This window comes from Corynebacterium halotolerans, from assembly GCF_050107895.1.
GTDB lineage: Bacteria > Actinomycetota > Actinomycetes > Mycobacteriales > Mycobacteriaceae > Corynebacterium > Corynebacterium halotolerans_B.
Genome location: NZ_JBNILW010000010.1, coordinates 106552 through 128098 on the forward strand (window position 1 = coordinate 106552; position 21547 = coordinate 128098).

At 68.3% G+C, this 21547-nt stretch carries 22 protein-coding genes and 1 pseudogene; 11 read left to right on the plus strand and 12 right to left on the minus strand.

Translation table 11 applies throughout. The features are described 5' to 3' along the window. Positions 1–59: 59 nt before the first annotated feature. From ACQCVD_RS11000 to ACQCVD_RS11010, 3 genes are all read right to left on the minus strand, one after another. Positions 60–506, minus strand: coding sequence for a YdcF family protein (locus ACQCVD_RS11000; RefSeq protein ID WP_426823805.1), 447 nt, complete (start codon positions 504–506; stop codon positions 60–62). Next, positions 503–1003: a 5-(carboxyamino)imidazole ribonucleotide mutase gene (gene purE, locus ACQCVD_RS11005; RefSeq protein WP_426823806.1), complete on the minus strand. Its 501-nt coding sequence runs from the start codon at positions 1001–1003 to the stop codon at positions 503–505. The genes ACQCVD_RS11000 and purE overlap by 4 nt, the downstream gene beginning before the upstream one ends. A gap of 90 nt (positions 1004–1093) precedes the next feature. Next, positions 1094–1876 (minus strand): helix-turn-helix domain-containing protein, encoded by a 783-nt coding sequence (locus ACQCVD_RS11010; RefSeq protein ID WP_426823807.1) that lies wholly within the window; start codon positions 1874–1876, stop codon positions 1094–1096. Between the two features lie 65 nt (positions 1877–1941). On the opposite strand from ACQCVD_RS11010, the gene ACQCVD_RS11015 reads away from it, so the two are divergent. Beyond that, positions 1942–2451, plus strand: a complete 510-nt coding sequence (locus ACQCVD_RS11015; RefSeq protein WP_426823808.1) for a VOC family protein — start codon at positions 1942–1944, stop codon at positions 2449–2451. Positions 2452–2457: 6 nt separating this feature from the next. Here the strand turns inward: ACQCVD_RS11015 and ACQCVD_RS11020 are convergent, their stop codons facing one another. From ACQCVD_RS11020 to ACQCVD_RS11040, 5 genes are all read right to left on the minus strand, one after another. After that, the gene (locus ACQCVD_RS11020; RefSeq protein WP_426823809.1) at positions 2458–3150 is read right to left on the minus strand and encodes an NmrA family transcriptional regulator; all 693 of its coding nucleotides are present in this window, start codon (positions 3148–3150) and stop codon (positions 2458–2460) included. A 37-nt stretch (positions 3151–3187) separates the two neighbouring features. Then, positions 3188–3328, minus strand: coding sequence for a hypothetical protein (locus ACQCVD_RS11025; protein WP_426823810.1), 141 nt, complete (start codon positions 3326–3328; stop codon positions 3188–3190). A gap of 53 nt (positions 3329–3381) precedes the next feature. Continuing rightward, the gene (locus tag ACQCVD_RS11030; protein ID WP_426823811.1) at positions 3382–4575 is read right to left on the minus strand and encodes a 5-(carboxyamino)imidazole ribonucleotide synthase; all 1194 of its coding nucleotides are present in this window, start codon (positions 4573–4575) and stop codon (positions 3382–3384) included. A 154-nt stretch (positions 4576–4729) separates the two neighbouring features. Then, positions 4730–5200, minus strand: a complete 471-nt coding sequence (locus ACQCVD_RS11035; protein ID WP_426823812.1) for a PH domain-containing protein — start codon at positions 5198–5200, stop codon at positions 4730–4732. Positions 5201–5222: 22 nt separating this feature from the next. Next, positions 5223–5978 (minus strand): biotin--[acetyl-CoA-carboxylase] ligase, encoded by a 756-nt coding sequence (locus ACQCVD_RS11040; RefSeq protein ID WP_426823813.1) that lies wholly within the window; start codon positions 5976–5978, stop codon positions 5223–5225. Positions 5979–6102: 124 nt separating this feature from the next. Between ACQCVD_RS11040 and ACQCVD_RS11045 the strand changes: the two genes are divergently transcribed. From ACQCVD_RS11045 to ACQCVD_RS11065, 5 genes are all read left to right on the plus strand, one after another. Then, complete coding sequence (locus ACQCVD_RS11045) at positions 6103–7737, plus strand: acyl-CoA carboxylase subunit beta (protein WP_426823814.1); 1635 nt, start codon at positions 6103–6105, stop codon at positions 7735–7737. Positions 7738–7851: 114 nt separating this feature from the next. Further along, positions 7852–9456 (plus strand): acyl-CoA carboxylase subunit beta, encoded by a 1605-nt coding sequence (locus ACQCVD_RS11050; RefSeq protein WP_426823815.1) that lies wholly within the window; start codon positions 7852–7854, stop codon positions 9454–9456. 15 nt (positions 9457–9471) lie between these two features. Next, positions 9472–9693, plus strand: a complete 222-nt coding sequence (locus ACQCVD_RS11055) for an acyl-CoA carboxylase subunit epsilon (RefSeq protein WP_426823816.1) — start codon at positions 9472–9474, stop codon at positions 9691–9693. Next, entirely contained in the window at positions 9694–10287 is a 594-nt protein-coding gene (locus ACQCVD_RS11060; RefSeq protein WP_426823817.1) for a Maf family protein, read from the plus strand. Positions 10288–10408: 121 nt separating this feature from the next. Further along, positions 10409–10810, plus strand: coding sequence for an META domain-containing protein (locus ACQCVD_RS11065; protein ID WP_426823818.1), 402 nt, complete (start codon positions 10409–10411; stop codon positions 10808–10810). Here ACQCVD_RS11065 and ACQCVD_RS11070 read toward each other — a convergent pair whose 3' ends face one another. Together ACQCVD_RS11070 and ACQCVD_RS11075 are read right to left on the minus strand one after the other, a co-directional pair. Continuing rightward, entirely contained in the window at positions 10811–12931 is a 2121-nt protein-coding gene (locus ACQCVD_RS11070) for an acyltransferase family protein (RefSeq protein ID WP_426823819.1), read from the minus strand. Between the two features lie 106 nt (positions 12932–13037). Next, a complete protein-coding gene (locus ACQCVD_RS11075; protein WP_426823820.1) occupies positions 13038–15137 on the minus strand; it encodes an acyltransferase family protein in 2100 nt (699 codons plus the stop codon). A gap of 89 nt (positions 15138–15226) precedes the next feature. On the opposite strand from ACQCVD_RS11075, the gene ACQCVD_RS11080 reads away from it, so the two are divergent. Both ACQCVD_RS11080 and ACQCVD_RS11085 read left to right on the plus strand, forming a co-directional pair. Next, positions 15227–15640: a DUF3151 domain-containing protein gene (locus tag ACQCVD_RS11080; RefSeq protein ID WP_426823821.1), complete on the plus strand. Its 414-nt coding sequence runs from the start codon at positions 15227–15229 to the stop codon at positions 15638–15640. 106 nt (positions 15641–15746) lie between these two features. Then, positions 15747–16412 (plus strand): annotated as a pseudogene (locus ACQCVD_RS11085) (endonuclease/exonuclease/phosphatase family protein); the annotation flags it as partial. Between the two features lie 41 nt (positions 16413–16453). On the opposite strand, the gene ACQCVD_RS11090 reads toward ACQCVD_RS11085, so the two are convergent. Continuing rightward, positions 16454–17521 carry a Cj0069 family protein gene (locus tag ACQCVD_RS11090; protein WP_426823822.1) on the minus strand — a complete coding sequence of 356 codons (1068 nt, stop codon included), beginning with the start codon at positions 17519–17521 and terminating at the stop codon, positions 16454–16456. 196 nt (positions 17522–17717) lie between these two features. Between ACQCVD_RS11090 and ACQCVD_RS11095 the strand changes: the two genes are divergently transcribed. From ACQCVD_RS11095 to ACQCVD_RS11105, 3 genes are all read left to right on the plus strand, one after another. Beyond that, entirely contained in the window at positions 17718–18590 is an 873-nt protein-coding gene (locus tag ACQCVD_RS11095) for a sulfurtransferase (RefSeq protein ID WP_426823823.1), read from the plus strand. Between the two features lie 184 nt (positions 18591–18774). Then, positions 18775–20547 (plus strand): acetyl/propionyl/methylcrotonyl-CoA carboxylase subunit alpha, encoded by a 1773-nt coding sequence (locus ACQCVD_RS11100; protein ID WP_426823824.1) that lies wholly within the window; start codon positions 18775–18777, stop codon positions 20545–20547. Positions 20548–20626: 79 nt separating this feature from the next. Next, the gene (locus ACQCVD_RS11105; RefSeq protein ID WP_426823825.1) at positions 20627–21001 is read left to right on the plus strand and encodes a DUF1707 SHOCT-like domain-containing protein; all 375 of its coding nucleotides are present in this window, start codon (positions 20627–20629) and stop codon (positions 20999–21001) included. Positions 21002–21441: 440 nt separating this feature from the next. Here the strand turns inward: ACQCVD_RS11105 and ACQCVD_RS11110 are convergent. After that, positions 21442–21547, minus strand: a 106-nt coding sequence (locus ACQCVD_RS11110; protein ID WP_426823832.1) for a biotin/lipoyl-containing protein, incomplete at its 5' end; no start/stop codon positions are given.

A 21547-nucleotide genomic window follows, 5' to 3' on the forward strand; every position in this document is an offset into this window, starting at 1 on the left:
GTCTACGCATCAATGTCCGATCCATCAAGGATGGGCGTCCGTCAGTGCCGGTACGGCAACTAACCCCGCAACTTCCGCCACAGCACCCGGAGCACTGAGTGCGGCAGGGCGACACATTCCCGCAGGAACATCTTCAACCAGGACTGCGCCGGGGTCCGGGCCCCCACCACTTTCACCGGGATGCCCAGGTGCCAGGCCCAGATCCTGGTGCGCAGCACATGGAAATCGCTGGTGACCACCGTCCACTCCCGCGTGTCCGGCAGCAGGGCGTGGGCGTTCTCCAGATTCTCATTGGTGCTGGTGGCGTCCGGTTCCACGAGCACTTTCGCAGCGTCGGCGCCATGGGTGACCAACCAGTGGTGCATGGCCTCCGCCTCGCCGGCGCCGCTCACGACGGCGGCATCGGCGGCGTCGATCAGCGGGAGGGCATGCCGCAGCCGGGCGGCGAGGACGCGACTGGGGCGGTCACCGTGCACCTTCGCGCCGAGAACCAGGACCGGGTTCACTGCCCCATCAGACGTTCGCGCAGGGCCTGGTCCTTCTTCTCCACCTCGGCGGCCATGGTCTCCTGGTAGGAGACCATGCGCTCCTGCAGTTCCGGAATGCCGGCGGAGAGGATACGCACCGCCAGCAGACCGGCGTTCTCCGCGCCGCCGATGGAGACGGTGGCCACCGGCACCCCGCCGGGCATCTGGACGATGGACAGCAGGGAGTCCAGGCCATCCAGGTCCTTCAGCGCCCGCGGGACGCCGATCACCGGCAGCGGGGTGGCCGCGGCGACCATGCCGGGCAGGTGTGCGGCTCCGCCAGCGCAGGCGATGATGGCCTTGAGCCCCTTCCCGTGCGCGGACTTGGCGTAGGAGAGCATCTTCTCCGGGGTGCGGTGCGCGGAGACCACGCCGACCTCGAAGGGGACGCCGAAATCGGCGAGCACCTCGGCGGCGGGTTCGACGGTGGGCCAGTCCGAGTCAGAGCCCATGATCAGGCCGACGAGAGGTTCCATTGGAGTGCTCCTTCACGGTGTACAACGCAGCGTTTTCGCGGCGGCCACGAGTGCCGCCGACCACCTGCTCATTGTGCCAGAGCCACCTGCTCAATCATCGTCCACCTGCCGCCGATAGCCCTGCGGGGTCATGCCCAGAACACGGCGGAAGTCCGCGTTCAGGTGGGAGTGGTCGGCATACCCCAGTTCCGCGGCCACCTCCGCGATTCCGGTGGCCGGATTCTCGCGCAGGCGGTGCAGCGCCTCCTGCAGGCGGTAGCGCCGGATCACCGCCGCCGGCGGCAGACCGATATACCGCTGGGCCAGTCGCTGGATGCTGCGCACGGACAGATGCAGTCGTTCCGCCGCCTGTTCCACCCGTTGGATGCTGCGGTCGGTGGCGATCAGCTCCTCCAGCCGGTTGGCCGATCGGGCGTTCTCGTCCGGTGGGGTGAGACACCGCTGCGCCCAGCCCTGAAAACTCCGGACGGCTGCCGCGGTGTCCCCGCGCTCCATCGCGGTGCTCACGGCCTCCGTCAATTCGGGCAGTTCCAGTGGTGTCTCACTATCCCGCAGCCGGGCCGCGGATTCCTGCAGGGCCCCCAGCCCGGCTGGCCGCAACAGGGCCCCGAACGCCCATCCCCTGCCCCGCAGTTCCCGGAAACTCACCCGGGTGGCCGGGCCGTGCAGGGTGGCACCGGCAGGCTCCACCACCAGGTTCGCCGCGGGAAACGGCAGGATCTCCTGCCGGGAGACCATGCCGCCGGGAAGCTGCCAGCGCGGGATCCAGAACCAGCGGATCAGCTCCCGCAGTTCCGCCGGCACCGGTTCGCGGTGAAACTCCGGCAGCCGTCCGGGGTACAGGATGCCGTGCTGATCCTCCGTGGCTGCCACGGCCGGGTTCCCTTCTGTCGCAAATCTTCAAGCCCCAGGATAGACCCGCGGGTTATTTTCAGGGCATGACCATGGACAACACGCCCCGTACCGGAGTCACCGGAAAATACACCACCGACGGCATCCCCCACGGTTCGACCAGTCTCACTCCCTTCCTCGCGGTGGAGGGTGCGGCCGACGCCATCGAGTTCTACCGCCGGGTCTTCAACGCCCGCGTGGTCGACAAGACCGAGATGGGCGGGGTGATCGTCCACGCCGAACTCGCCCTCGGCCACGGCCACTTCCAGCTGGGCGAGGTCAATCCGGAATACGGCCTGGTCGGCCAGTCCGACACCGATGACGCCTGCTTCTCCCTCGCCTACTACTGCCCGGATGTCGACGCCGTGGTCAAGCGCGCCGAGGACAACGGCGCCACCGTCCGGGAACCGGTCAGTGAATTCGTCTCCGGCGACCGCTTCGCCTCCATCCGGGATCCCTTCGGGATCCGGTGGTCGGTCATGTCACGGGTGGAGGACATCTCCGAGGAGGAAAGCGCCCGGCGCGTCGCCGAGTGGGCCTCCCGGAAGGGGAAGTGACGCTGCTTAAAGCAGCGGCCGCAGCACCGCCTGCGCCCAGGCCCCCAACGTGGTGGGTGTGGTGGTGGCCAGCCCCCGTGGGTTCTCCGGGGCGAACCCGAGCTGCCCGCGGGACATGCCCAGCATCGCCGCTACCTGAACTGAGCTCATTCCCGCCTCGCGGAGACCGGCCGCCACCGTCTCCTCCGGGAGCTGCGTGGCTCTGATGTCGCGTCCCAGCACCCCGCTCAGGATCTCGGCAACCTCTGTGAAGGAGAGGTCAGCGGGACCGTGCACGCCGAGGGTGTGGCGTCCGATCCAGTGGGGTGCCAGCAAGCGGACCGCCGCGACGTCCCCGATATCCCGCGGCGAGACCCACGGCATGCGGTGGTCGACCGGGAGGGTGGAACCGAGCTGACCCGCCCGCACCGCATCCAGGTCCAGCAGGAGGTTGGTGAAGAAGTAGCCGCAGCGTAAGTGGGTGACGTCAGCGCCGGTGGCGTCCAGCAGTTCCTCGGTGCGCCCGAGACCGTCGATGTCGCCGAAGCCGGTGCGTGCCTCGGCCCCCACACTAGACTGGAAGACCACGCGCGGAATCCCGTTCTCGCGCACGGCGGCAGCCGCCGATTCGCCCATGCGGAGGTGCCCGGCCACCGGGTCCTCATCCGAGGTCGGCGGGTTGACCCAGTACAGCGCGGTGACACCCGCGGTCGCCCGCACCACCGCCTCCGTGTCCCCCTGATCCAGTTCGTGGATGTCAACAGTGAGCGCGGAGCTCGGGGGCGAGTCTCGCGGCGTCGCGGAGCAGCAGCGTGGGGCGCTCGCCAGCCTGGACCAGCAGGCGGGTGACGCGGGAACCGACGTTGCCGGTGGGCGTGGTCACGGCGATGCGGGGCATACCCTCATCATCTCCCAAGCGGGAGCGGAAGGGAATACCCGGCGGGGGTCAGCTCAGTTCCACTGGGCGTGCACGAGATAGTGCGCCGCGGCGCGGGCGTCGGCGCGGACCTGCTCGGCGTCGGAACCGGTCATGTTCACGTGGCCGATCTTGCGGCCGGGCCGGTGGTCCTTGCCGTAGAGGTGGATCTTGGCGTTCGGGTAGCGCTTCCAGACCTCCGCCATCCGCTGGGCCATCGGCTCCTCGGGATCGACCTCCGCGCCGAGCGTGTTGGCCATGACGGTGTACTCGGCCTTGGTCGCGGTGGAACCCAGCGGGTAGTCCAGCACAGCGCGCAGGTGCTGCTCAAACTGGTCGGTGACACAGCCGTCCTGGGTCCAGTGACCGGTGTTGTGCGGGCGCATGGCCAGCTCGTTCACCGAGATCTCGCCAGCGGCGTCCTCGAAGAGTTCCACCGCCAGCACGCCGGTCACGCCGAGTTCGCTGGCGACGCGCTCCGCCATCTCGCGGGTCTTCTTCTCCAGGGCAGGATCCAGGCCCGGCGCGGGGGCGGTGGCTTCGGCACAGACACCGTTTCGCTGCACCGATTCCACCACCGGCCAGGCGGCGGTCTCGCCGGAGGGGGTGCGGGCGACCATGGCGGAGAGCTCCCGGGCAAGGTTGACCTTCTGCTCGGCCATCAGCGGGGTACCGTTGGCCAGCAGCTGCGTGACCAGCTCCGACAGTTCCCCGCGGGACTCCGGCATCCAGACGCCCTTACCGTCGTAGCCGCCGCGGCGGGCCTTGAGGCAGACCGCGCCGTCGACACGGTCCCAGAAAGCCTCGGCGTCCGCCACCGATTCGACCGGGGCGAACGGGGGCACCGGCGCCCCGAGTTCACTGAGCTTCTCGCGCATGACCAGCTTGTCCTGGGCGTGCACCAGGGCGGACGGCTGCGGCTGCACGTTCACACCCTCATCGATCAGGGTCTGCAGGTGCTCATTGGGCACGTGCTCGTGGTCGAAGGTCACGGCGTCCGCACCTTCGATCGCCACGCGGAGGTCCCCCAGGTCGGTGTAGTCGCCCAGCACCACATCGGCCGCGACCTGTGCGGCCGAGGCGTCATGGGCGCCGGCGAGCAGGCGCACGGACTGGCCGAGCTCGATCGCGGCGGTCTGCATCATTCGGGCCAGCTGGCCGTCGCCGATGACGGCGACGACGGGCATTCCGGGGGCGTGGGCGGCGGGGTTTCCGGTTGCGTCAGTCACGGCCCCAATAGTAGCGAGGCCGGTGGTTGCTGAGCGGCCCAGGGTGCGGTGGTGAGACCTGGTTGGTCGAATACGGCGCACCCGGCGTCCCGCGCGCCGCAACCCGCACCAGCCCGAGGAGGGGCCAACCCCCGTGACCGACGCAGCCGGAAGCTCAGTACAGCCTCGGCGGCAAACCCTCGTTGATGGCAGCCACCGCCTTCTTGGCCTTGGGGATGTCCCGGAAGAAGAGCGGGCGCTGGTAACCGGCGATCGCCAGGGAGATGCGGTTGCGCCGGCGACTGGCACCCTGAATCTGTCGCAGTGGGATGGAGTCCACCCGGGCACCGAATCGCCCGGCGCGCAGCATCACCCGGCGGTCGGTGACCACGAAGCGGCGGCGCCGGGCCCGGATCACCGGGAGCACGAACCGCCAGACGGCCAGGGCCAGCCAGATGATCACCACGGCGTTGCGCAGTTCCATGGGCACGCTCTCGATCACCTCGGGCCGGTCGAGGTAGCCGATGCCCATCCAGAACAGGCCGGTGATCAGGATCAGCTCGAGCAGGGGGAAGGTGAGGCTGGACAGCGAAGAGGTCAGATCGACCTTGACCTGCTCGCCGCGTTCCAGCCTGAATCCCGCCATACCCCGAGGTTACTGCAGGAGGTCAGGCCAGACGAAGATGAGTCACGTCCCCGGCGGACAGGTCCTGGTCCGCACCCGCCGCATCGCGGACGCGCAGGCGGCCGTCGTCAAGTACGTCGGTGACCTGACCGTAAAGGTCGGGTTGGCCGGGCAGTTCGACGCGCACCCGCTGCCCGATGCTGGCGCTGACGGCCCGGTAGTCGCGCATGAGCTCGGGGGCCCCCGTCTCCCACTGGCGCAACCGGGCGTGCACGGCGCGCAGCACCTGCTCCGCCAGCGTGGTCGGTTCGAACTCGATGCCCTCCAGGATCAGGGAGGTGGCGTGCGGTACCGGCAGGTCGGCGCGCTGCAGCGAGACGTTGAGCCCGAAGCCGATCACGATCGTGGGTTCGGGCCCGAAGCGGGCCTCGGCGAGGATGCCGCACAGTTTCTTCCCCTCGATCTGCAGGTCATTCGGCCACTTCATGGTGGCACGGGGGATGACGTCGCACAGGGCCACACCGACGGCCAGCGGGATCGTGCCCACGTGTTCCAGCTCCTCCGGCCGGATCAGCACCGAGGCGATGAGCTGGGAGCCGCGGGGCGCACTCCAGGCCCGTCCCATCCGGCCCCTTCCCGCGCTCTGGTGGGCGGCCAGTCGGACCGACCAGGCGGGGGCGTCGACGTCCGCCAGAAGGTCGGCGTTGGTCGATCCGGTGCTCTCCACAAAAGAAAGTTGCGCATAGGGGCCGTTAGCCACCAGGGCCTCAGTCAGCTTCTGTATATCCACGAAAGTCATGGTAGACGAAGTTTCCCCGCCCTATCGCCGGACGGTCACCCAGTGTTTCATCCCGGGAAAGTGACAGTAATCACCCGTGTTTCGTTATGGAAACTATCGGCCCGAGGGTCTATGCTTCCAAAACATGACCATTTCCTCACCTTTGACCGATGTTGCGAACCTGCCGGAGGACAACAACACCACCGCCGCCAAGATCGCCGATCTGAAGGCACGACGCGCCGAGGCCCACTTTCCGATGGGCGAGAAGGCCGTCGAGAAGGTCCATGCGGCAGGTCGGCTGACCGCCCGCGAACGTCTCGACTACCTGCTCGATGAAGGCTCCTTCGTCGAGACCGACCAGCTTGTCAAGCACCGCACCCACGACTTCGACATGGACAAGAAGCGTCCCGTCACGGACGGCATCGTCACCGGCTGGGGCACCATCGACGGCCGCGAGGTCTGCATCTTCTCCCAGGACGGCACCGTGTTCGGTGGCGCGCTGGGCGAGGTCTACGGCGAGAAGATGATCAAGATCATGGAGCTGTCGATCACCACCGGCCGTCCGCTGGTCGGCCTCTACGAGGGCGCCGGTGCCCGCATTCAGGACGGCGCCGTTTCCCTGGACCTGATCGCCCAGACCTTCTACCAGAACATCAAGGCCTCGGGCGTGGTCCCGCAGATCTCCGTCATCATGGGCGCCTGCGCCGGCGGCAACGCCTACTCCCCCGCCCTGACCGACTTCGTGGTCATGGTGGACAAGACCTCCAAGATGTTCGTCACCGGCCCCGACGTGATCAAGACCGTCACCGGCGAGGAGATCACCCAGGAGGAACTGGGTGGCGCCGCCACCCACATGGCCACCGCCGGCAACTCCCACTTCACCGCCTCCAATGACGAGGAGGCCCTGGACTGGGTCCAGGACCTGCTGGCCTACCTGCCGTCGAACAACCGCTCCTACGCCCCCACCGAGGAGCATGACGCCGACGAGGGCTCCGTCACGGACAACATCACCGCCGACGACCTCAAGCTCGACGAGATCATCCCGGATTCCCCGACCGTGCCCTACGACGTCCGTGAGGTCATCGGCTCGCTGACCGACGACGGCGAGTACCTGGAGATCCAGGCCGACCGCGCCGAGAACGTCGTCATCGCCTTCGGCCACATCGAGGGCGAATCCGTGGGCTTCGTGGCCAACCAGCCCACCCAGTTCGCCGGTTGCCTGGACATCGACTCCTCCGAGAAGGCCGCCCGGTTCATCCGCACCTGCGACGCCTTCAACATCCCGATCGTCATGCTGGTCGACGTCCCCGGCTTCCTGCCGGGCGCCGGCCAGGAGTACGGCGGCATCCTGCGCCGCGGGGCGAAGCTGCTCTACGCCTACGGCGAGGCCACCGTCCCGAAGATCACCGTCACCATGCGCAAGGCCTACGGCGGCGCCTACTGCGTGATGGGGTCCAAGGGCCTGGGCGCCGACGTCAACCTGGCGTGGCCCACCGCCCAGATCGCCGTCATGGGCGCCTCCGGCGCCGTCGGCTTCATCTACCGCAAGGAGCTCAAGCAGGCCGCCACCGACGGCATTGACGTCCAGGAGCTGGCCAAGTCCTTCGAGCGCGAGTACGAGGACCACATGCTCAACCCGTACAAGGCGGCCGAGCGCGGCCTGATCGACGCCGTGATCCTGCCCAGCGAGACCCGCGGCCACATCGCCCGGAACCTGCGCCTGTACAAGGACAAGAACGTCTCCCGTCCGGCCCGCAAGCACGGCAACATCCCACTCTAAGCACGACGCGGCCAGGCCCCAGGGACCCATCGCCGTGATGGGTCCCTGACGCTGTTGCGCCCCGGACGCTCCCCGTTCCCAGAATTCAAGGACCAGGCCCTAGACTTACTCACCATGACTGCCGCTGACAAAGATCTCACCACCACCTCGGGCAAGCTCGCGGACCTGCGCGACCGGCTGTCCGAGGCCCGGTCCCCGGTGGGCGAGGCCGCTGTGGAGGCCACCCACGCCGCAGGGCGCGCGACTGCACGGGAGCGCATCACCCAACTGTTGGACACCGACTCCTTCGTGGAGGTCGACGCCCTGGCCCGCCACCGCTCGACCGCCTTCGGCCTGGAGGCCAACCGCCCGGTCACGGACGGCGTGGTCACCGGCTACGGCACCGTCGACGGGCGCAAGGTGTGCGTGTTCTCCCAGGATGCCACGGTCTTCGGCGGCCAGATGGGCGAGGTCTACGGCGAGAAGCTGGTCAAGATCCTGGAACTGGCCACCAAGACCGGTGTGCCGTTGATCGGCGTCCACGAGGGCGACGGGGCCCGCGTCAAGGAGGGCGTGGTCTCCCTGGCCATGTACGCGAAGATCCTGCACCTCGCCACGCAGGCCTCCGGCGTGATCCCCCAGATCGCCGTGGTCACCGGCACCACCACCGGCACCCACGCCCTGATTCCCGGGCTGGCGGATTTCGTGGTCACCGTGGCCGGCGACGCCGCCCTGTACCTGACCGGCCCCGAGGTGGTGGCCCAGGTCGGCGGCGGTGAGGTCACCGCCGAGGAGCTCGGCGGGGCGGCCGTCCAGCGGGACAACGGCACCTCGCACCACACCGCGGCGTCGGACAGCGCGGCCCTGGACTGGGTGCGTGGGCTGCTGGGGCATCTCCCGCAGAATAACCGGGCCGAGGCCCCGCGCGTGCCCACTGCCCTGCTCAGCGGCGCGATCGCGGAGAACATCAGCGACACCGACCGCGAGCTCGACACCCTGATCCCGGACTCCCCCGCCGCGGCCTATGACATCCGTGAGGTGCTCGGCCGGCTCGTCGACGACGGCGAGTACCTGGAACTCCAGGCCGATTTCGCCGCCAATATCGTCACCGCCCTCGCCCGCGTGGAGGGCCGCACGGTCGGCGTCGTGGCCAACCAGCCGACCGACCTGGCCGGCTGCCTGAGCATCGACGCCGCCGGCAAGGCCGCGCGCTTCATCCGCGTCTGCGACACCTTCAACATCCCGATCGTGGAGCTCGTCGACGCCCCGGGCTTCCTGCCCGGTACCGAGCAGGAGCACGGTGGCATCCTCAAGGCCGTCTCCCAGCTGGCCTACGCCACGGCCGAGGCCAGCGTCGGCAAGATCACCGTGATCACCCGCAAGGCACTCGGCGGCGCCTACGTGGTCATGGGCTCGAAAGACCTGGGCACCGACCTCGTGTTCGCCTGGCCCACCGCGGAGATCGCGGTGACCGACGCTCCGACGGCCGCCGCCGAGATCTACGCCGACAAGCTCACCCGCGCCACCGAAAAGGGCGAGGACGCCGACGCCCTGGCCGCCTCCTACGCCGCCGGGTACGAGGACAGCCACATCAACCCCTACCTCGCCGCCGAGCGCGGTCTGGTCGACGCGGTCATCCCGCCGTCGCAGACCCGCGGCAACATCATTGAGGGCCTGCGCCTGCTGGACCGCAAGGTACTGCAGCCGCTGGCCAAGAAGCACGGAAACATTCCGCTCTAATCTAGGAGTAACACCATGTCCGAGAAGCCGTTGTTCCGCATCATCAAGGGAAACCCCGACCCCACCCAGGTCGCCGCCCTGACCACCGTGCTGGCCTCCCTGGCCCAGCAGGCCGCCGACCGGGCCAGGGCCGACGCCGCACCGCGCGAACGCAACCGCTGGGGCGCGTTGGACCAGCGGCTCCACGACAGCCAGCTCTACAACCCGAACGCCTTCAAGAACCTGACCTACCGCTAAATGCGTATCGTTCTAGCCTCCCAGTCCCCCTCCCGTCTGGGTATCCTGCGCTCCGCCGGGGTGGAGCCGGTGGTGCACCCGGCCCACGTCGATGAGGACGGGTTACTGGCCGACGCCGCCGGTGGGGCCGCGGACAAGGTGGCCGTGCTGGCCACCGCCAAGGCCGAGGCGGTCGCGGCAGCGTACCCGGAGGACGTGGTCATCGGCTGCGACTCCATGCTGCTGCTCGACGGCCAGCTCCAGGGCAAGCCCCACACCGTGTCGGCGACCATCGGGCGCTGGCGGCAACAGGCCGGCAAATCCGCCGAGCTGCTGACCGGGCACTGCGTCCTGGCCCCCGGCGGCGGGCGCGTGGTGGACACCAGCTCCACCATCGTGCACTTCGCCGCAGCCTCCGAGACCGATATCGCGGCCTACGCGGCATCCGGGGAACCCCTGGAGTGCGCCGGCGCCTTCACCCTCGAGGCGCTGGGCGGCTGGTTCATCGACCGTATCGAGGGTGATCCCTCCTCCGTCATCGGGCTCTCCCTGCCCCTCGTGCGACGGGCCCTGTATGAGTTCGGCCACTCCGTGAGCGAGTTCTGGGAGAAGTAAGTCCCGTACGCCTGACACAGCCCTCTGACCAGGGCTTATGGGGAGCTGCCGTGGGCTTCGGGAAACCTCTCACCAGCTCCGAAACAGATCACCCGGATCCGGCCGCTGCTAGCTTGAGCCCATGACCTCCACGAGCATCCTCGCACTGTCCGCCACTCTGTTGGCTTCTTCGCTGTCCGGAACACCGGCCGAAGCCGGGTACCCCCTCGCGGACTCCACCTGGGTAGAGCCCTCCCTGCTCCCCGGTTCCTCATCTCTGTCCGCTGACTTCGACCGGAGCGCGAACCTCACGCTCGCTGAGGACGGCACCGCCGGTGGCTATGACGGTTGCAACTGGTTCAGCGGCAGCTGGGAACAGCACGGCGATGAGATCGTCTTCCCCGGCCACTGGACCGCGACCGAGAGGGCCTGCGGTCCGCACGATCCCTGGGTGCTTCAGGCGGACTCCGCCGAAGTGGCAGGCGATGTCCTCCTGCTCTTCGACGCCGCGGGCAACCAGCTCGGCCTCCTGGTCCGGCAGTAACTACCGCCCCGGGAAGACCTCCCGGATCTCCTCCCAGAGCAGCGGTGCCAGGGTGGCGGCATAGGCGTTGGACATGTGGTTGGCGTCGCGGTAGGCGTAGATGTTTCCGATCACCGCCGGACAGTTGCCGTCCGGACAGAACCAGTCGGCGGTGTCCACCGCCTTCATGCCCGGCAGCGGAGCCAGGTACTCCGCGGCCGGGTCGGTCGGCTGGTAGAAGTCATCCCGCGGCACCCCGCAGGCGAGCGGATCGCCGGTGTCAAAGGTGCACATCGGCATGTCCCGGTCGGTGCCGTCCGGGTTGATCGCCCAGGGGTTGTCGCGCAGCCCGATGAACGGGACGTCGTTGGCCGCCAGGAAGTCCCAGAACGGCGGGTAGGAGTCCGGTACCTCCTCCATGGTGCCGCCGTGCTCGACCATCGGGCGGGTCGTGGTGGACACGACCACGTCTGGCTGGTCGGCGACGATGCGGTCCAGCACCGTCTGGTTGAACACCTCGCAGCCGGGACGGAACAGATCATCCAGGTCTGCGACGAAGGACGGGCAACTCTGCCGCACCATCGGCACCACCTCGAAGTCATGCTCCTTGCCCAGGATGTCCAGCGGGGTGATCCACTGCTCGGCGTGGGAGCCACCCGCCAGGTACACCACCGTGTCCGAACCGATGGCACCGTAACGGCAGGCCGCCGGGTCGCTGCGCTGTTCCCGGTCCACCGGCAGCAGCGTGGGGTCGTCATCGAAGGTGGACATGCACCCCGACAGCCAGGACGGCGGCAGCATCTGGTTCAGCAGCGTCGGGTCCGGTTCGAACTCCGCCTCCGGCACGGGGGCACCGTACAACGCTGCCGCGCCCGGGTAGACCCGGGAATCCAGGCTCTCCCCGTCCACGGAGGTGATCCGGGCCTGCAGGGCCGGCTGGAGGCTCAGCAGCCCGGCCATTCCCACGGCGATCCCCACCCCCGCGACAGCCCGCAGCCGCGGTGCCCAGCCGGCCAGCAGGCCCCGCCAGGCATCCCGGATCCGCGTCTCATCCCGGTTCGGCCGCTTCCCCCGCTGCTGCAACGGCTTCTCCACGAAGCGGTGCGTCAAGTCGGCCAGCACCAGGGAGACGACCACCACGGCCACCCCGAGCACCGGCCCCGGCTCGGTGATGTCCAGCAGCACGGTGGCCAGGATCAGCAGTGGCCAGTGCCACAGGTACAGCGGGTAGGCGATGTCACCCAGCCAGCGCATGGGCTTCGACCCCAGCCACCCGGCCACGGTGCCACCACCCAGGATGACCAGCACCGCGCCACCCAGAGGGTAGAGGGTCGCCGGACCGGGGAACTGCGCGGCACCGTCGAACAGCAGCCCGGTGCTCAGCACCATGACCAGACCGACGATGGTGAACAGTTCCTTCACCCACCGGGCGACGGTCACCCGCGTGGCGTAGAGCACCAGGAGGCTCCCCACGGTCAGCTCCCACGTCCGCGTCCACGTGGAGTAGTAATTCAGGGGCTGATTCCAGAAGTGCAGGAACACGGCATAGGTCAGGGAACCGACCGTGAGCACCAGCAGCACCGGTCCGGCGAGCTCGGAAACCTCGGACACCCGGCGACCACGGCGGCGCTGCACCCGCAGAATCAGCGCGATGACCAGTGCCAGGACGATGCCGAAGAGGTAGAACTGCCCCTGCACCGCCATGGACCACAGGTGCTGCAGCGGGCTGACGGTGTCCGAGGCGACGTTGTAGTCCGCGCCCTGGGACGCCAGTTCCCAGTTCTGGAAGTACAACAGACTGGCGGTGAGCTGCCGGGCGATCTCCAGGCGGCGCAGTTCCGGCGCGAAGGCGATGATGGCCGCCACCGTCACCCCGAGCACCAGCACCAGCGCCGGTAGGAGTCGGCGGATGGTCCGCCACAATGGCCACCACGGGTTCAGGGACGCGTCCGGGCGCCGGGCATAGCGCAGCTGTGATCCCAGGAAAAAATAGCCGGACAGCAGCAGGAACACATCCACGCCGCCGGAGACCCGGCCGACGAAGACATGGAAGATCACCACGAAGGCGATGGCGATGCCGCGGAGCCCATCCAGGTCGTACCGGTACGGAGCCGTCCGCAACGAACCCTGGGTCGTTCCCATCAAAACTTGCACGCCTCCGAACGGTTCACTGCACGACACCGCGTAACAGGCTACACCGCCAGTGGAGACACCCGAGGTTCAGCCACGGGTGAGGTGGGCCTCGGCGCTAGCGGCGCAGCATCGCCGCGACCTCGTCGCCGAGCATCGGAATCAGCGTGGAGACATAGGCCGTGGAGAGGTGGTCGCGGTCGCGGTAGACGTAGATGTTGCCGATCACCGCGGGGCAGACCTCGGGGCCGCAGAACCAGTCGGCGGTGTCCACGGCGCGCATGCCGGGACGGCCGCTGAGGATCGCCGCGGCCGGATCCACCGGGGCGTAGACCTCGGGACGGGTGGAGCCGCAGGTGACCGGGTCCTCGCCGGCCACCACGCAGGAGGTGCGGTTGCGCGGTTCCCGCTCCTGGTCGAATCCCCAGGGGTTGTCCCGCAGTCCCAGGAACGGAATCTGGTGGCGCTCCAACTCATCCCAGACGCCGAGGTAATGCGCCGGCACCACGTCCGGGCCACTGAAGTTGGGGCCGGAGGGACGGGTCGTCGTGGAGATCACCAGGTCCGGATCCGCCTCGATGATCCGGGCCATCGCGTTGCGGTTCCAGTCCAGGCAGTCCCGGCTGAATTCCTCTGCGGGTTCATCGATGTAGAGCGGACACCCCTGCCGCAGCAGGGGGATGAGCGTGAACCCCTGTTGCCTGCCGATCTCATCCAGTGCACCGGACCACTGTTCGGCGTGCGAGCCGCCGACCAGGAACACGGTGGTTTCCGCCGCCGGGTCGCCGTAGACACAGGGCTGCCCCTCCCAACCGGCGGCCGGGAAGTGGTCGGCCTCATCCTGGGAGAAGGCCATGCAGCCGTCCTCCCCGACCGGCGGGTACACCTCGGAAATGACGTCCGGGTCGGGCGCGTACTCCACGTCCGGGACCGCCGCACCGGACAGGGCCCGCACCCCCGGGTAGAGCTGCGGATCCAGCTCATACTCCACGGCCATCTGCCGCGAGTAGTCATAGATCGGGCCGAGAGCGAACATCCCGGCCACCAGGACCCCGACCAACACACCGCCGCCGGCCCGCAGTCGGGCCGGGGAGTCCTGCCGCAGTCCCTCGACGGCCGTCTGCACCGGCTGGTCCCCGGCGAGCGGGCGCTTGCGCTGCTGCTGCAACGGCTTCTCCACGAAGCGGTGGGTCAGGTCCGCCAGCACGATCGAGGCGGCCACGACCACCAGGCCGACCCCCCTGGACGGAGACTCCTGGTTCAGGTCGACGGTCACCAGGATCAGCAGCGGCCAGTGCCACAGGTACAGCGGGTAGGCGATGTCACCCAACCAGCGCATGAACTTCGAGGCGAGCACCCGGGCCACCGGCCCGCCGCCGAGGATGACCAGCACGGCCCCGCCCAGCGGGTACAGGGCCGCCGGGCCGGGGAAGTCCAGGGCTCCGTCGAAGATGACGCCGGTGGTCAGCACCATCGCCAGGCCGATCAGGGCGCCGATGCTGCTGAGCACCCGCGGCAGCCGGAAGTGTTGGAGGTAAATGGCCAGCACCCCGCCCAGGGTCATCTCCCAGAGCCGGGCGAAGGTGGAGTAGTAATTCAGCGACTGATTCTGCCCCTGCAGCCACCAGGCGTAGCAGAAGGAGACGATCGTCAGCACGATCAGGATCGGGCCGATCAGCCGTTTCAGGTTCGCCACCGGCAGGTCCCGGGAGCGGAACACCGCCGCCAGCCCGAGTGCCAGGGCGATGGCCAGCAGATAGAACTGCCCCTGCACCGACATGGACCACAGGTGCTGCAACGGGCTGACGTCCACGGAGGCGGCCTCATAGTCCGCGGCCTGCGACGCGAGCTCCCAGTTCTGGAAGTACAGCAGACTGGCAGCCAACTGTGCCACGAGTTCGCCACTGCGCAGTTGCGGGGTGAACACCAGCACACAGACGGTGATGGCGGCGAGCACCACCGCCAGCGTGGGCGCCAGCCGGCGCAGCGTGCGCCAGATCGGCCACCAGGGATTCAGGTCCGCCTCGGGCCGCGAGGCATAGCGGACCTGCGAGCCGAGGAAGAAGAACCCGGACAACAACAGAAACACGTCCACGCCACCGGAGACCCGGCCGACGAAGACGTGGAAGATGACCACGAAGGCGATCGCGATGCCACGCAGCCCATCCAGATCATAACGGTAGGAAACGCTCCTCACCGGTTTCGCGGTCGTTTCCACATCTGCCTGCTTCCACTCATCTCTGCCAAATGACAACCCCTAATAAGCTACACGCCCAAGAATCAACCCCAGTCTCTAGAGTGGGTGGCATGGAAATGAAGGACATGATGGCGCCACCGCCGGTAAAACTGCCCGCAGACCCCGCCGCCGCGAAGGACCCCCTGGCCAACGAGACTGCGCTGGCACACCCCGACAGCCCCCTGGTGTGGGCCGTGCGAGCGGAGCGGGAGCTCCAGAACGCGGCATCGGATGAGGAGAAACTGACCGCCTACGCCCTGGCGCGCACGGGGTACCACCGCGGCCTCGACCGCCTCCGCGGCAACGGGTGGAAGGGCTGGGGCCCGGTCCCCTTCGACCACGAGCCGAACCAGGGCGTGCTCCGCGCCATCGCCGCTCTCGCCCTGGCCGCCCGGGCCATCGGCGAGGAGGCCGAATACGACCGCTGCCGCGCGCTGCTCTCCGACAGTGACCCCGCGAGCGTCGCCGAGCTTCTCGACGCCTAGGCTCGCGCTCGGACTGCTCGGCGCGGCCTGGACAGCCACGACGCTTCTCGACGTCGCGCATCCGCTCTGGATCGGCGTCCAGGCCCTCTCGTGGCTCGGGGTGGGAATGATCGTCCTCGCCCTGCTGCCCGGCTGGCGCAGCCGCGCCGGGGTGGTCGGGCTGACGGCGCTCGGTCTGCTGGCCACTCCCCTGCTGAGCGTGTCCGGTGGCGCGCCGGATCTCCGGGTGGCCGTACTGAACACCCAGATCGCCCGTGCCGCGCAGCCGGCCTTGCACGAGGAACTGCAGACGCTGTCTCCGGATGTCCTCGTCCTCGTCGAAACCACTGCAGCGGAGGCCGCGGAGGCCGCCGCGCTGCTGGATCTTGAGGTGACCGGCCCCGTGGCACCCGGTGGGCGGGGAGTGGCGGTGCTGGCGGCGGCGTCGGCACCCGCCGAACAGGTCCGGGAGGGCTTCCACCAGATGCCGGCGGTGCCCCTCGATGGAGTGACCGTGGTCGGGGTCCACACCGCCGCCCCGCTGACACCGCGACTGGTGGAGCTGTGGGGGCAGGACCTGGCGCACGTGGCGACCGTCCTCGACCGGCCCGGCGCGGTGATCGCGGCCGGGGACTTCAATGCCACCGCGGCCCATCCCGCGTTCCGGGGGTTGGCAGGGCGGGACTGCACCCTGCCGGTGCCCACGTGGCCGATGCCGGTGTCCGGCCTGCACCTGGATCATGTGGTGGTCAGCGGTGCGGACTGCACCGGGGCCGGGACCTTCGCCGTGCCCGGCACCGATCACCGCGGGGTGTGGGCCGATGTGGCGGTGGATCAGGCGGCGGGGGCCGCCGCGGCCCGCACCCTCCCGAGCGCCTCCTCGGCCACCCGCTCCTGGATCCCCATGTCGAGCTCGGAGGTGAAGCCGACGCAGGAGCAGTTGATCTCGCCGAGGACGTAGGCGTCGGAGCCGTCGGCGTCGGTGTCGAGCATGAAGTCCACGGTCCAGATCAGCGGGATATTGTCGCCGCCGAGCTTCTCGGCGATCACCGGCCGGGCCGCGGCGAAGGTGTCGATCAGCTCCGGCCAGGCGCCGGGCGGGTCGTAGGTGTACGTCGCCCCGGAGAACAGGGTGGCGGAGAAGTTGTCGCCGCCGGCGGCCGGCTTCTTGTGCACCACGAACACCGGGTGCGGACCGACCAGGAGGATGCGGACCTCACCCTCGACGATGCGCGGCAGGAAGCGCATGTCCACGAGCATCCCGTTCTCGCCGATGATGTACTGCTCACAGAAGTCCAGGAAGTCGGCGAGCCCGAAGATCTCGGTGTGGTTGTCCACTGCCTCGGTGCACCTGAGCCGCGTGTCCGGCGGCAGTGCGGTACCGGGTTCCACGGCGGCGGCCAGGGCCGGGTCCGCCAGCTGGACGCGCCAGATGCCGGAGCCGGTGGAACCGCGGTTCTGTTTGAGTACCCGCTGGCCATAACTCAGCGAGACGGGAAAGGTCTCGCGGAAGCTGGCGACGTCGTAGTAGGCGGCGGTGTCCGTGGGCACCAGATCAGTGTCACGGAGCTTGACCAACGCGTCCTTGGCGCCGTAGGCCATCATCTCCGCGGGGGTGGACATGCCCACCAGGCCGGCCGCCGAGAGGCGGGTCAGCAGGTCAAAGTAGCCGCGTTCCCCACCCGGGACATTGCCCGGGTTCACCCGCGAGATGTAGCCGCCGAAGTTTCCCGCGACGTAGGTGAACAGGTCCTCGGCCCACTCCGGCCGGTAGTACACGACCTCCGCTTCCCCGCCGGCGGCACGGATGGCGGTGACGATCGGCATGGTGTCCCGGCGGTGGCCGTCGAAGAACTTGTCCGACCCACCCTCGACCTCGAAAATGACAATGCGCTGTGGCACGGGGACCCCCTGATTCGACACCGGACGTGCTGGCACCGCCAGCGTATTCCAGCGGCCCCGCCACTGCGGGACCGGAGCTGCTCCACGTTACTAATGACACAGCAGCCAGCCTGAGGTGACCATTTCGATCCGGAACAACTAATCTATGTGGCGGACCCACAACCCCCGGAAGTTTAGTTGGAAAGGCAGCAAGCATATGGCTGTTCCGCACGATCCCGCCCCGATGTTCCAGGACTACGCCCACCCCGAGCGACTGGTCTCTGCATCGTGGCTCAGCGCTCGACTGGGCAGCCCGGGGCTGCGGGTAGTGGAGTCGGATGAGGATTCCCTGCTCTACGACATCGGCCACCTCCCCACCGCAGTGCGCATCGACTGGGAGAAGGACCTCAACGACGGCACGTTGCGCGATTTCATCAGCGGTGAGGACTTCGCGAAGCTGATGAGCGCCAAGGGCATCAACCGTGATGACACCGTGGTGGTCTACGGCGACAAGTCCAACTGGTGGGCCTCGTTCACCCTCTGGGTCTTCGAGCTCTTCGGCCACGAGGACGTCCGCCTCCTCGACGGTGGCCGCGACGCCTGGATGGCCGAGGAGCGCGACACCTCCTTCATGGTGCCCGACTACGCCCCCACCGACTACCCCGTCGTCGAGCGTGACGACGTCCCGTTGCGCGCCTTCGTGGACGAGGTCCGTGCCGCGAGCACCGACGCCGCCGTCACGCTGGTGGATGTCCGTACCCCCGCCGAGTACGCCGGCACCGGCAGCAATCCCGCGGTGCTGCGCGGCGGGCATGTCCCGTCCGCGGTCAACCTGCCCTGGGACAGTGCGGTCCACGCCAACAGCCGCTTCCGCTCGCGGACGGATCTGGCCGGGATCTACGGCGACCTGGACCCGAAGGTCCCCACCATCGTGTACTGCCACCTGGGAGACCGCTCCGCGCACACCTGGTTCGTCCTCAAGTACCTGCTCGGCTTCGAGGACGTGCGCAACTACGATGGCTCCTGGGCGGAATGGGGCAACATGGTCCGCATGCCCATCGCTCTGGGAGACACGCCCGACGGCGAGTGATTAGGTTCCGGAAACTTATCCGTGCTAACCCTAAAGTAACGACTCACCCGGCCCCACCGAATTAGAAGTGTGGCCGGTTGTGCCAGAATTACCCCATCCGCCCATTTTTCCAATGGGCTACCCATGCGAACAGAACGTGAGTAAATCCTCACGTCCTAACTGATCCAGATCGGAAGGACTCCAAGTGTCAGTTGAGGCAAAGAAGATCACGAAGGTCCTCGTGGCCAACCGTGGCGAAATCGCTATCCGTGTGTTCCGTGCCGCCAAGGACGCCGGTATCGCCAGCGTCGCCGTCTACGCGGAGCCAGACGCCGACGCCCCCTTCGTCGGTTATGCGGACGAGGCCTTCGCCCTGGGCGGCCAGAACTCCGCCGAGTCCTACCTGGTCTTCGACAAGATCCTCGACGCCGCCACCAAGTCCGGTGCCGACGCCATCCACCCCGGCTACGGCTTCCTCTCGGAGAACGCCGACTTCGCCCAGGCCGTCATCGACGCCGGCCTGACCTGGATCGGACCCTCCCCGGAGTCCATCCGTGACCTCGGGGACAAGGTCACCGCCCGCAACATCGCCACGCGTGTCGACGCCCCGATGGCCCCGGGCACCAAGGAACCGGTCAAGGACGCCGGCGAGGTCGTCGCCTTCGCTGAGGAGCATGGCCTGCCGATCGCCATCAAGGCCGCTTTCGGTGGCGGTGGCCGCGGCATGAAGGTCGCCTACCAGATGGACGAGGTCGCCGACCTCTACGAGTCCGCCACCCGCGAGGCCGTCGCCGCCTTCGGTCGCGGTGAGTGCTTCGTGGAGCGCTACCTGGACAAGGCCCGCCACGTCGAGGCCCAGGTGCTCGCCGACCAGCACGGCAACGTCGTAGTCATGGGCACCCGTGACTGCTCCCTGCAGCGCCGCTTCCAGAAGCTCGTAGAGGAGGCCCCGGCCCCCTACCTGACCGAGGAGCAGCGGGCCACCATCCACTCCTCCGCCAAGGCCATCTGCCGGGAGGCCGGCTACTACGGTGCCGGCACCGTCGAGTACCTGGTCGGTGCCGACGGTCTGATCTCCTTCCTGGAGGTCAACACCCGCCTGCAGGTCGAGCACCCCGTCACCGAGGAGACCACCGGCTACGACCTGGTCCGCGAGCAGTTCCGCATCGCCGAGGGGCAGGAACTGCGCATCACGGAGGACCCGACCCCGCGCGGCCACGCCTTCGAGTTCCGCATCAACGGCGAGGATGCCGGCTCCAACTTCATGCCGGCACCGGGCACCGTGACCAAGTACTCCGAGCCCTCCGGCCCGGGTGTGCGCATGGACTCCGGCGTGGTCGAGGGCTCCGTGATCGGTGGCCAGTTCGACTCCATGCTGGCCAAGCTGATCGTCTGGGGCGAGGACCGCACCCAGGCGCTGCAGCGCGCCAAGCGGGCGCTGGACGAGTACGTCGTCGAGGGCATGCCCACCGTGATCCCCTTCCACCGCCACATCGTGGAGAACCCGGCCTTCGTCGGCGACGAGAACGGCTTCAAGGTCTACACCAAGTGGATCGAGGAAGAGTGGAACAACCCGCTGGAGCCCTTCGCCGGCGACACCGCGGCCGATGACGAGGACGCCGTGCCGTCGCAGAAGGTCGTCGTCGAGGTGGAGGGCCGTCGCGTCGAGATCGCCCTGCCGGGCAACTTCGCCGTGGGTGGCGGTGCCGCACCGAAGAAGAAGGCCAAGAAGCGCCGCGCCGGCGGCAACAAGGGTGCCGCTTCCGGCGATGCCGTGGTCGCCCCGATGCAGGGCACCGTCATCAAGGTCAACGTCGAGGAGGGCCAAGAGGTCGCCGAAGGCGATGTCGTGGTGATCCTGGAGGCCATGAAGATGGAGAACCCCGTCAAGGCCCACAAGACCGGTACCATCACCGGACTGGTCACCGAGGCCGGCGCCGGCGTGACCAAGGGCGCCCAGCTGCTGGACATCAAGTAACAGCCAGCGTTTTCCAGGCCCTGCGGAGTTGCTCCGCAGGGCCTTTCCTGTTGCGCGCGCGGCCGCTAACCTGTGTTATATGTCACCCCTGGAGCAGTACGGCGAGCGCATCGGCGATGCGGAGCGCGACCGCGCCATGAGGCGGTTGACCGAACTGACCGGCAGTGGCCATCTCTTTCTGCCGGAATTCGAGGAGCGGGCGCGGCAGGTGGCCGGAGCGCGGACCCGGGCGGAGTTGGATGAGGTGTTCGCGGGGCTGCCGGCGGAGCGCTCTTCTTCTGCAGCCGCTCGGCGGGACAACCTGAAGATCGCGGGTACGGCGCTGCCGACGGTGGGGCTGATGCTGGCCGCCGGTTTTCTGGGATTGCCCCTGCTGTTCTTCCTCGCCCTGTTCATTCCGGCGATCGTGTGGCTGAGCGGGCGCGGTCCCTCCGGGTTCTACCGGGAGAACTGAGCCCGGTCACGGGTTCTCGTTGCTCATGTCTGCCGGGGACCGCGTGATCCATAGAGCTTTCGGACACGGCTGCGCAGTTCGGCGATATTATATTGGTGGGCCTCCCGGAACCACTCAGGCGGGCGGGCTTTCTGATGGTCCGCCGGCCTATCAGGAAACGGCACGCTGTCCTGACCTCCCGCGGGGATATGTTGCAGGCCCTCCGGACGGGTGAAACCGCCGGGCCACAACGGATTACCGTTGCGGAGCATCCTCAGCCCACCACTCCGCAGTGGCCCATACTGTTCCCCGGTCATTGTCGTGCCGCCTTAGAAGCTCCCCCACGGGCAGCTGCCTCCCTCCCTGGGGCTAGGAGGTGCTGCCGGGCCCCAGAAGCGCCGTAACCCGCACACCCCATCCGCCCCAACCATCCCAACACGCAAAACGCCGGCCCAGGCAGGCTACTCCACGACCACCAGCAGGTCCCCGCCCTCAACCTTCTCGGGCTGCTTGAGCACCACCCGCTTGACCACCCCATCAACCGGAGTCGTGATCGTGGCCTCCATC

Bases quoted from the DNA above. Each gene is read 5' to 3' on its own strand.
- ACQCVD_RS11070 (WP_426823819.1), bottom strand. From the start codon at position 12,931: ATGGGAACGACCCAGGGTTCGTTGCGGACGGCTCCGTACCGGTACGAC.
- ACQCVD_RS11095 (WP_426823823.1), top strand. From the start codon at position 17,718: ATGGCTGTTCCGCACGATCCCGCCCCGATGTTCCAGGACTACGCCCAC.
- ACQCVD_RS11015 (WP_426823808.1), top strand. From the start codon at position 1,942: ATGACCATGGACAACACGCCCCGTACCGGAGTCACCGGAAAATACACC.
- ACQCVD_RS11045 (WP_426823814.1), top strand. From the start codon at position 6,103: ATGACCATTTCCTCACCTTTGACCGATGTTGCGAACCTGCCGGAGGAC.
- ACQCVD_RS11080 (WP_426823821.1), top strand. From the start codon at position 15,227: ATGGAAATGAAGGACATGATGGCGCCACCGCCGGTAAAACTGCCCGCA.
- ACQCVD_RS11035 (WP_426823812.1), bottom strand. From the start codon at position 5,200: ATGGCGGGATTCAGGCTGGAACGCGGCGAGCAGGTCAAGGTCGATCTG.
- ACQCVD_RS11025 (WP_426823810.1), bottom strand. From the start codon at position 3,328: ATGCCCCGCATCGCCGTGACCACGCCCACCGGCAACGTCGGTTCCCGC.
- ACQCVD_RS11105 (WP_426823825.1), top strand. From the start codon at position 20,627: ATGTCACCCCTGGAGCAGTACGGCGAGCGCATCGGCGATGCGGAGCGC.
- ACQCVD_RS11050 (WP_426823815.1), top strand. From the start codon at position 7,852: ATGACTGCCGCTGACAAAGATCTCACCACCACCTCGGGCAAGCTCGCG.
- ACQCVD_RS11040 (WP_426823813.1), bottom strand. From the start codon at position 5,978: ATGACTTTCGTGGATATACAGAAGCTGACTGAGGCCCTGGTGGCTAAC.
- ACQCVD_RS11060 (WP_426823817.1), top strand. From the start codon at position 9,694: ATGCGTATCGTTCTAGCCTCCCAGTCCCCCTCCCGTCTGGGTATCCTG.
- ACQCVD_RS11065 (WP_426823818.1), top strand. From the start codon at position 10,409: ATGACCTCCACGAGCATCCTCGCACTGTCCGCCACTCTGTTGGCTTCT.
- ACQCVD_RS11055 (WP_426823816.1), top strand. From the start codon at position 9,472: ATGTCCGAGAAGCCGTTGTTCCGCATCATCAAGGGAAACCCCGACCCC.
- purE (WP_426823806.1), bottom strand. From the start codon at position 1,003: ATGGAACCTCTCGTCGGCCTGATCATGGGCTCTGACTCGGACTGGCCC.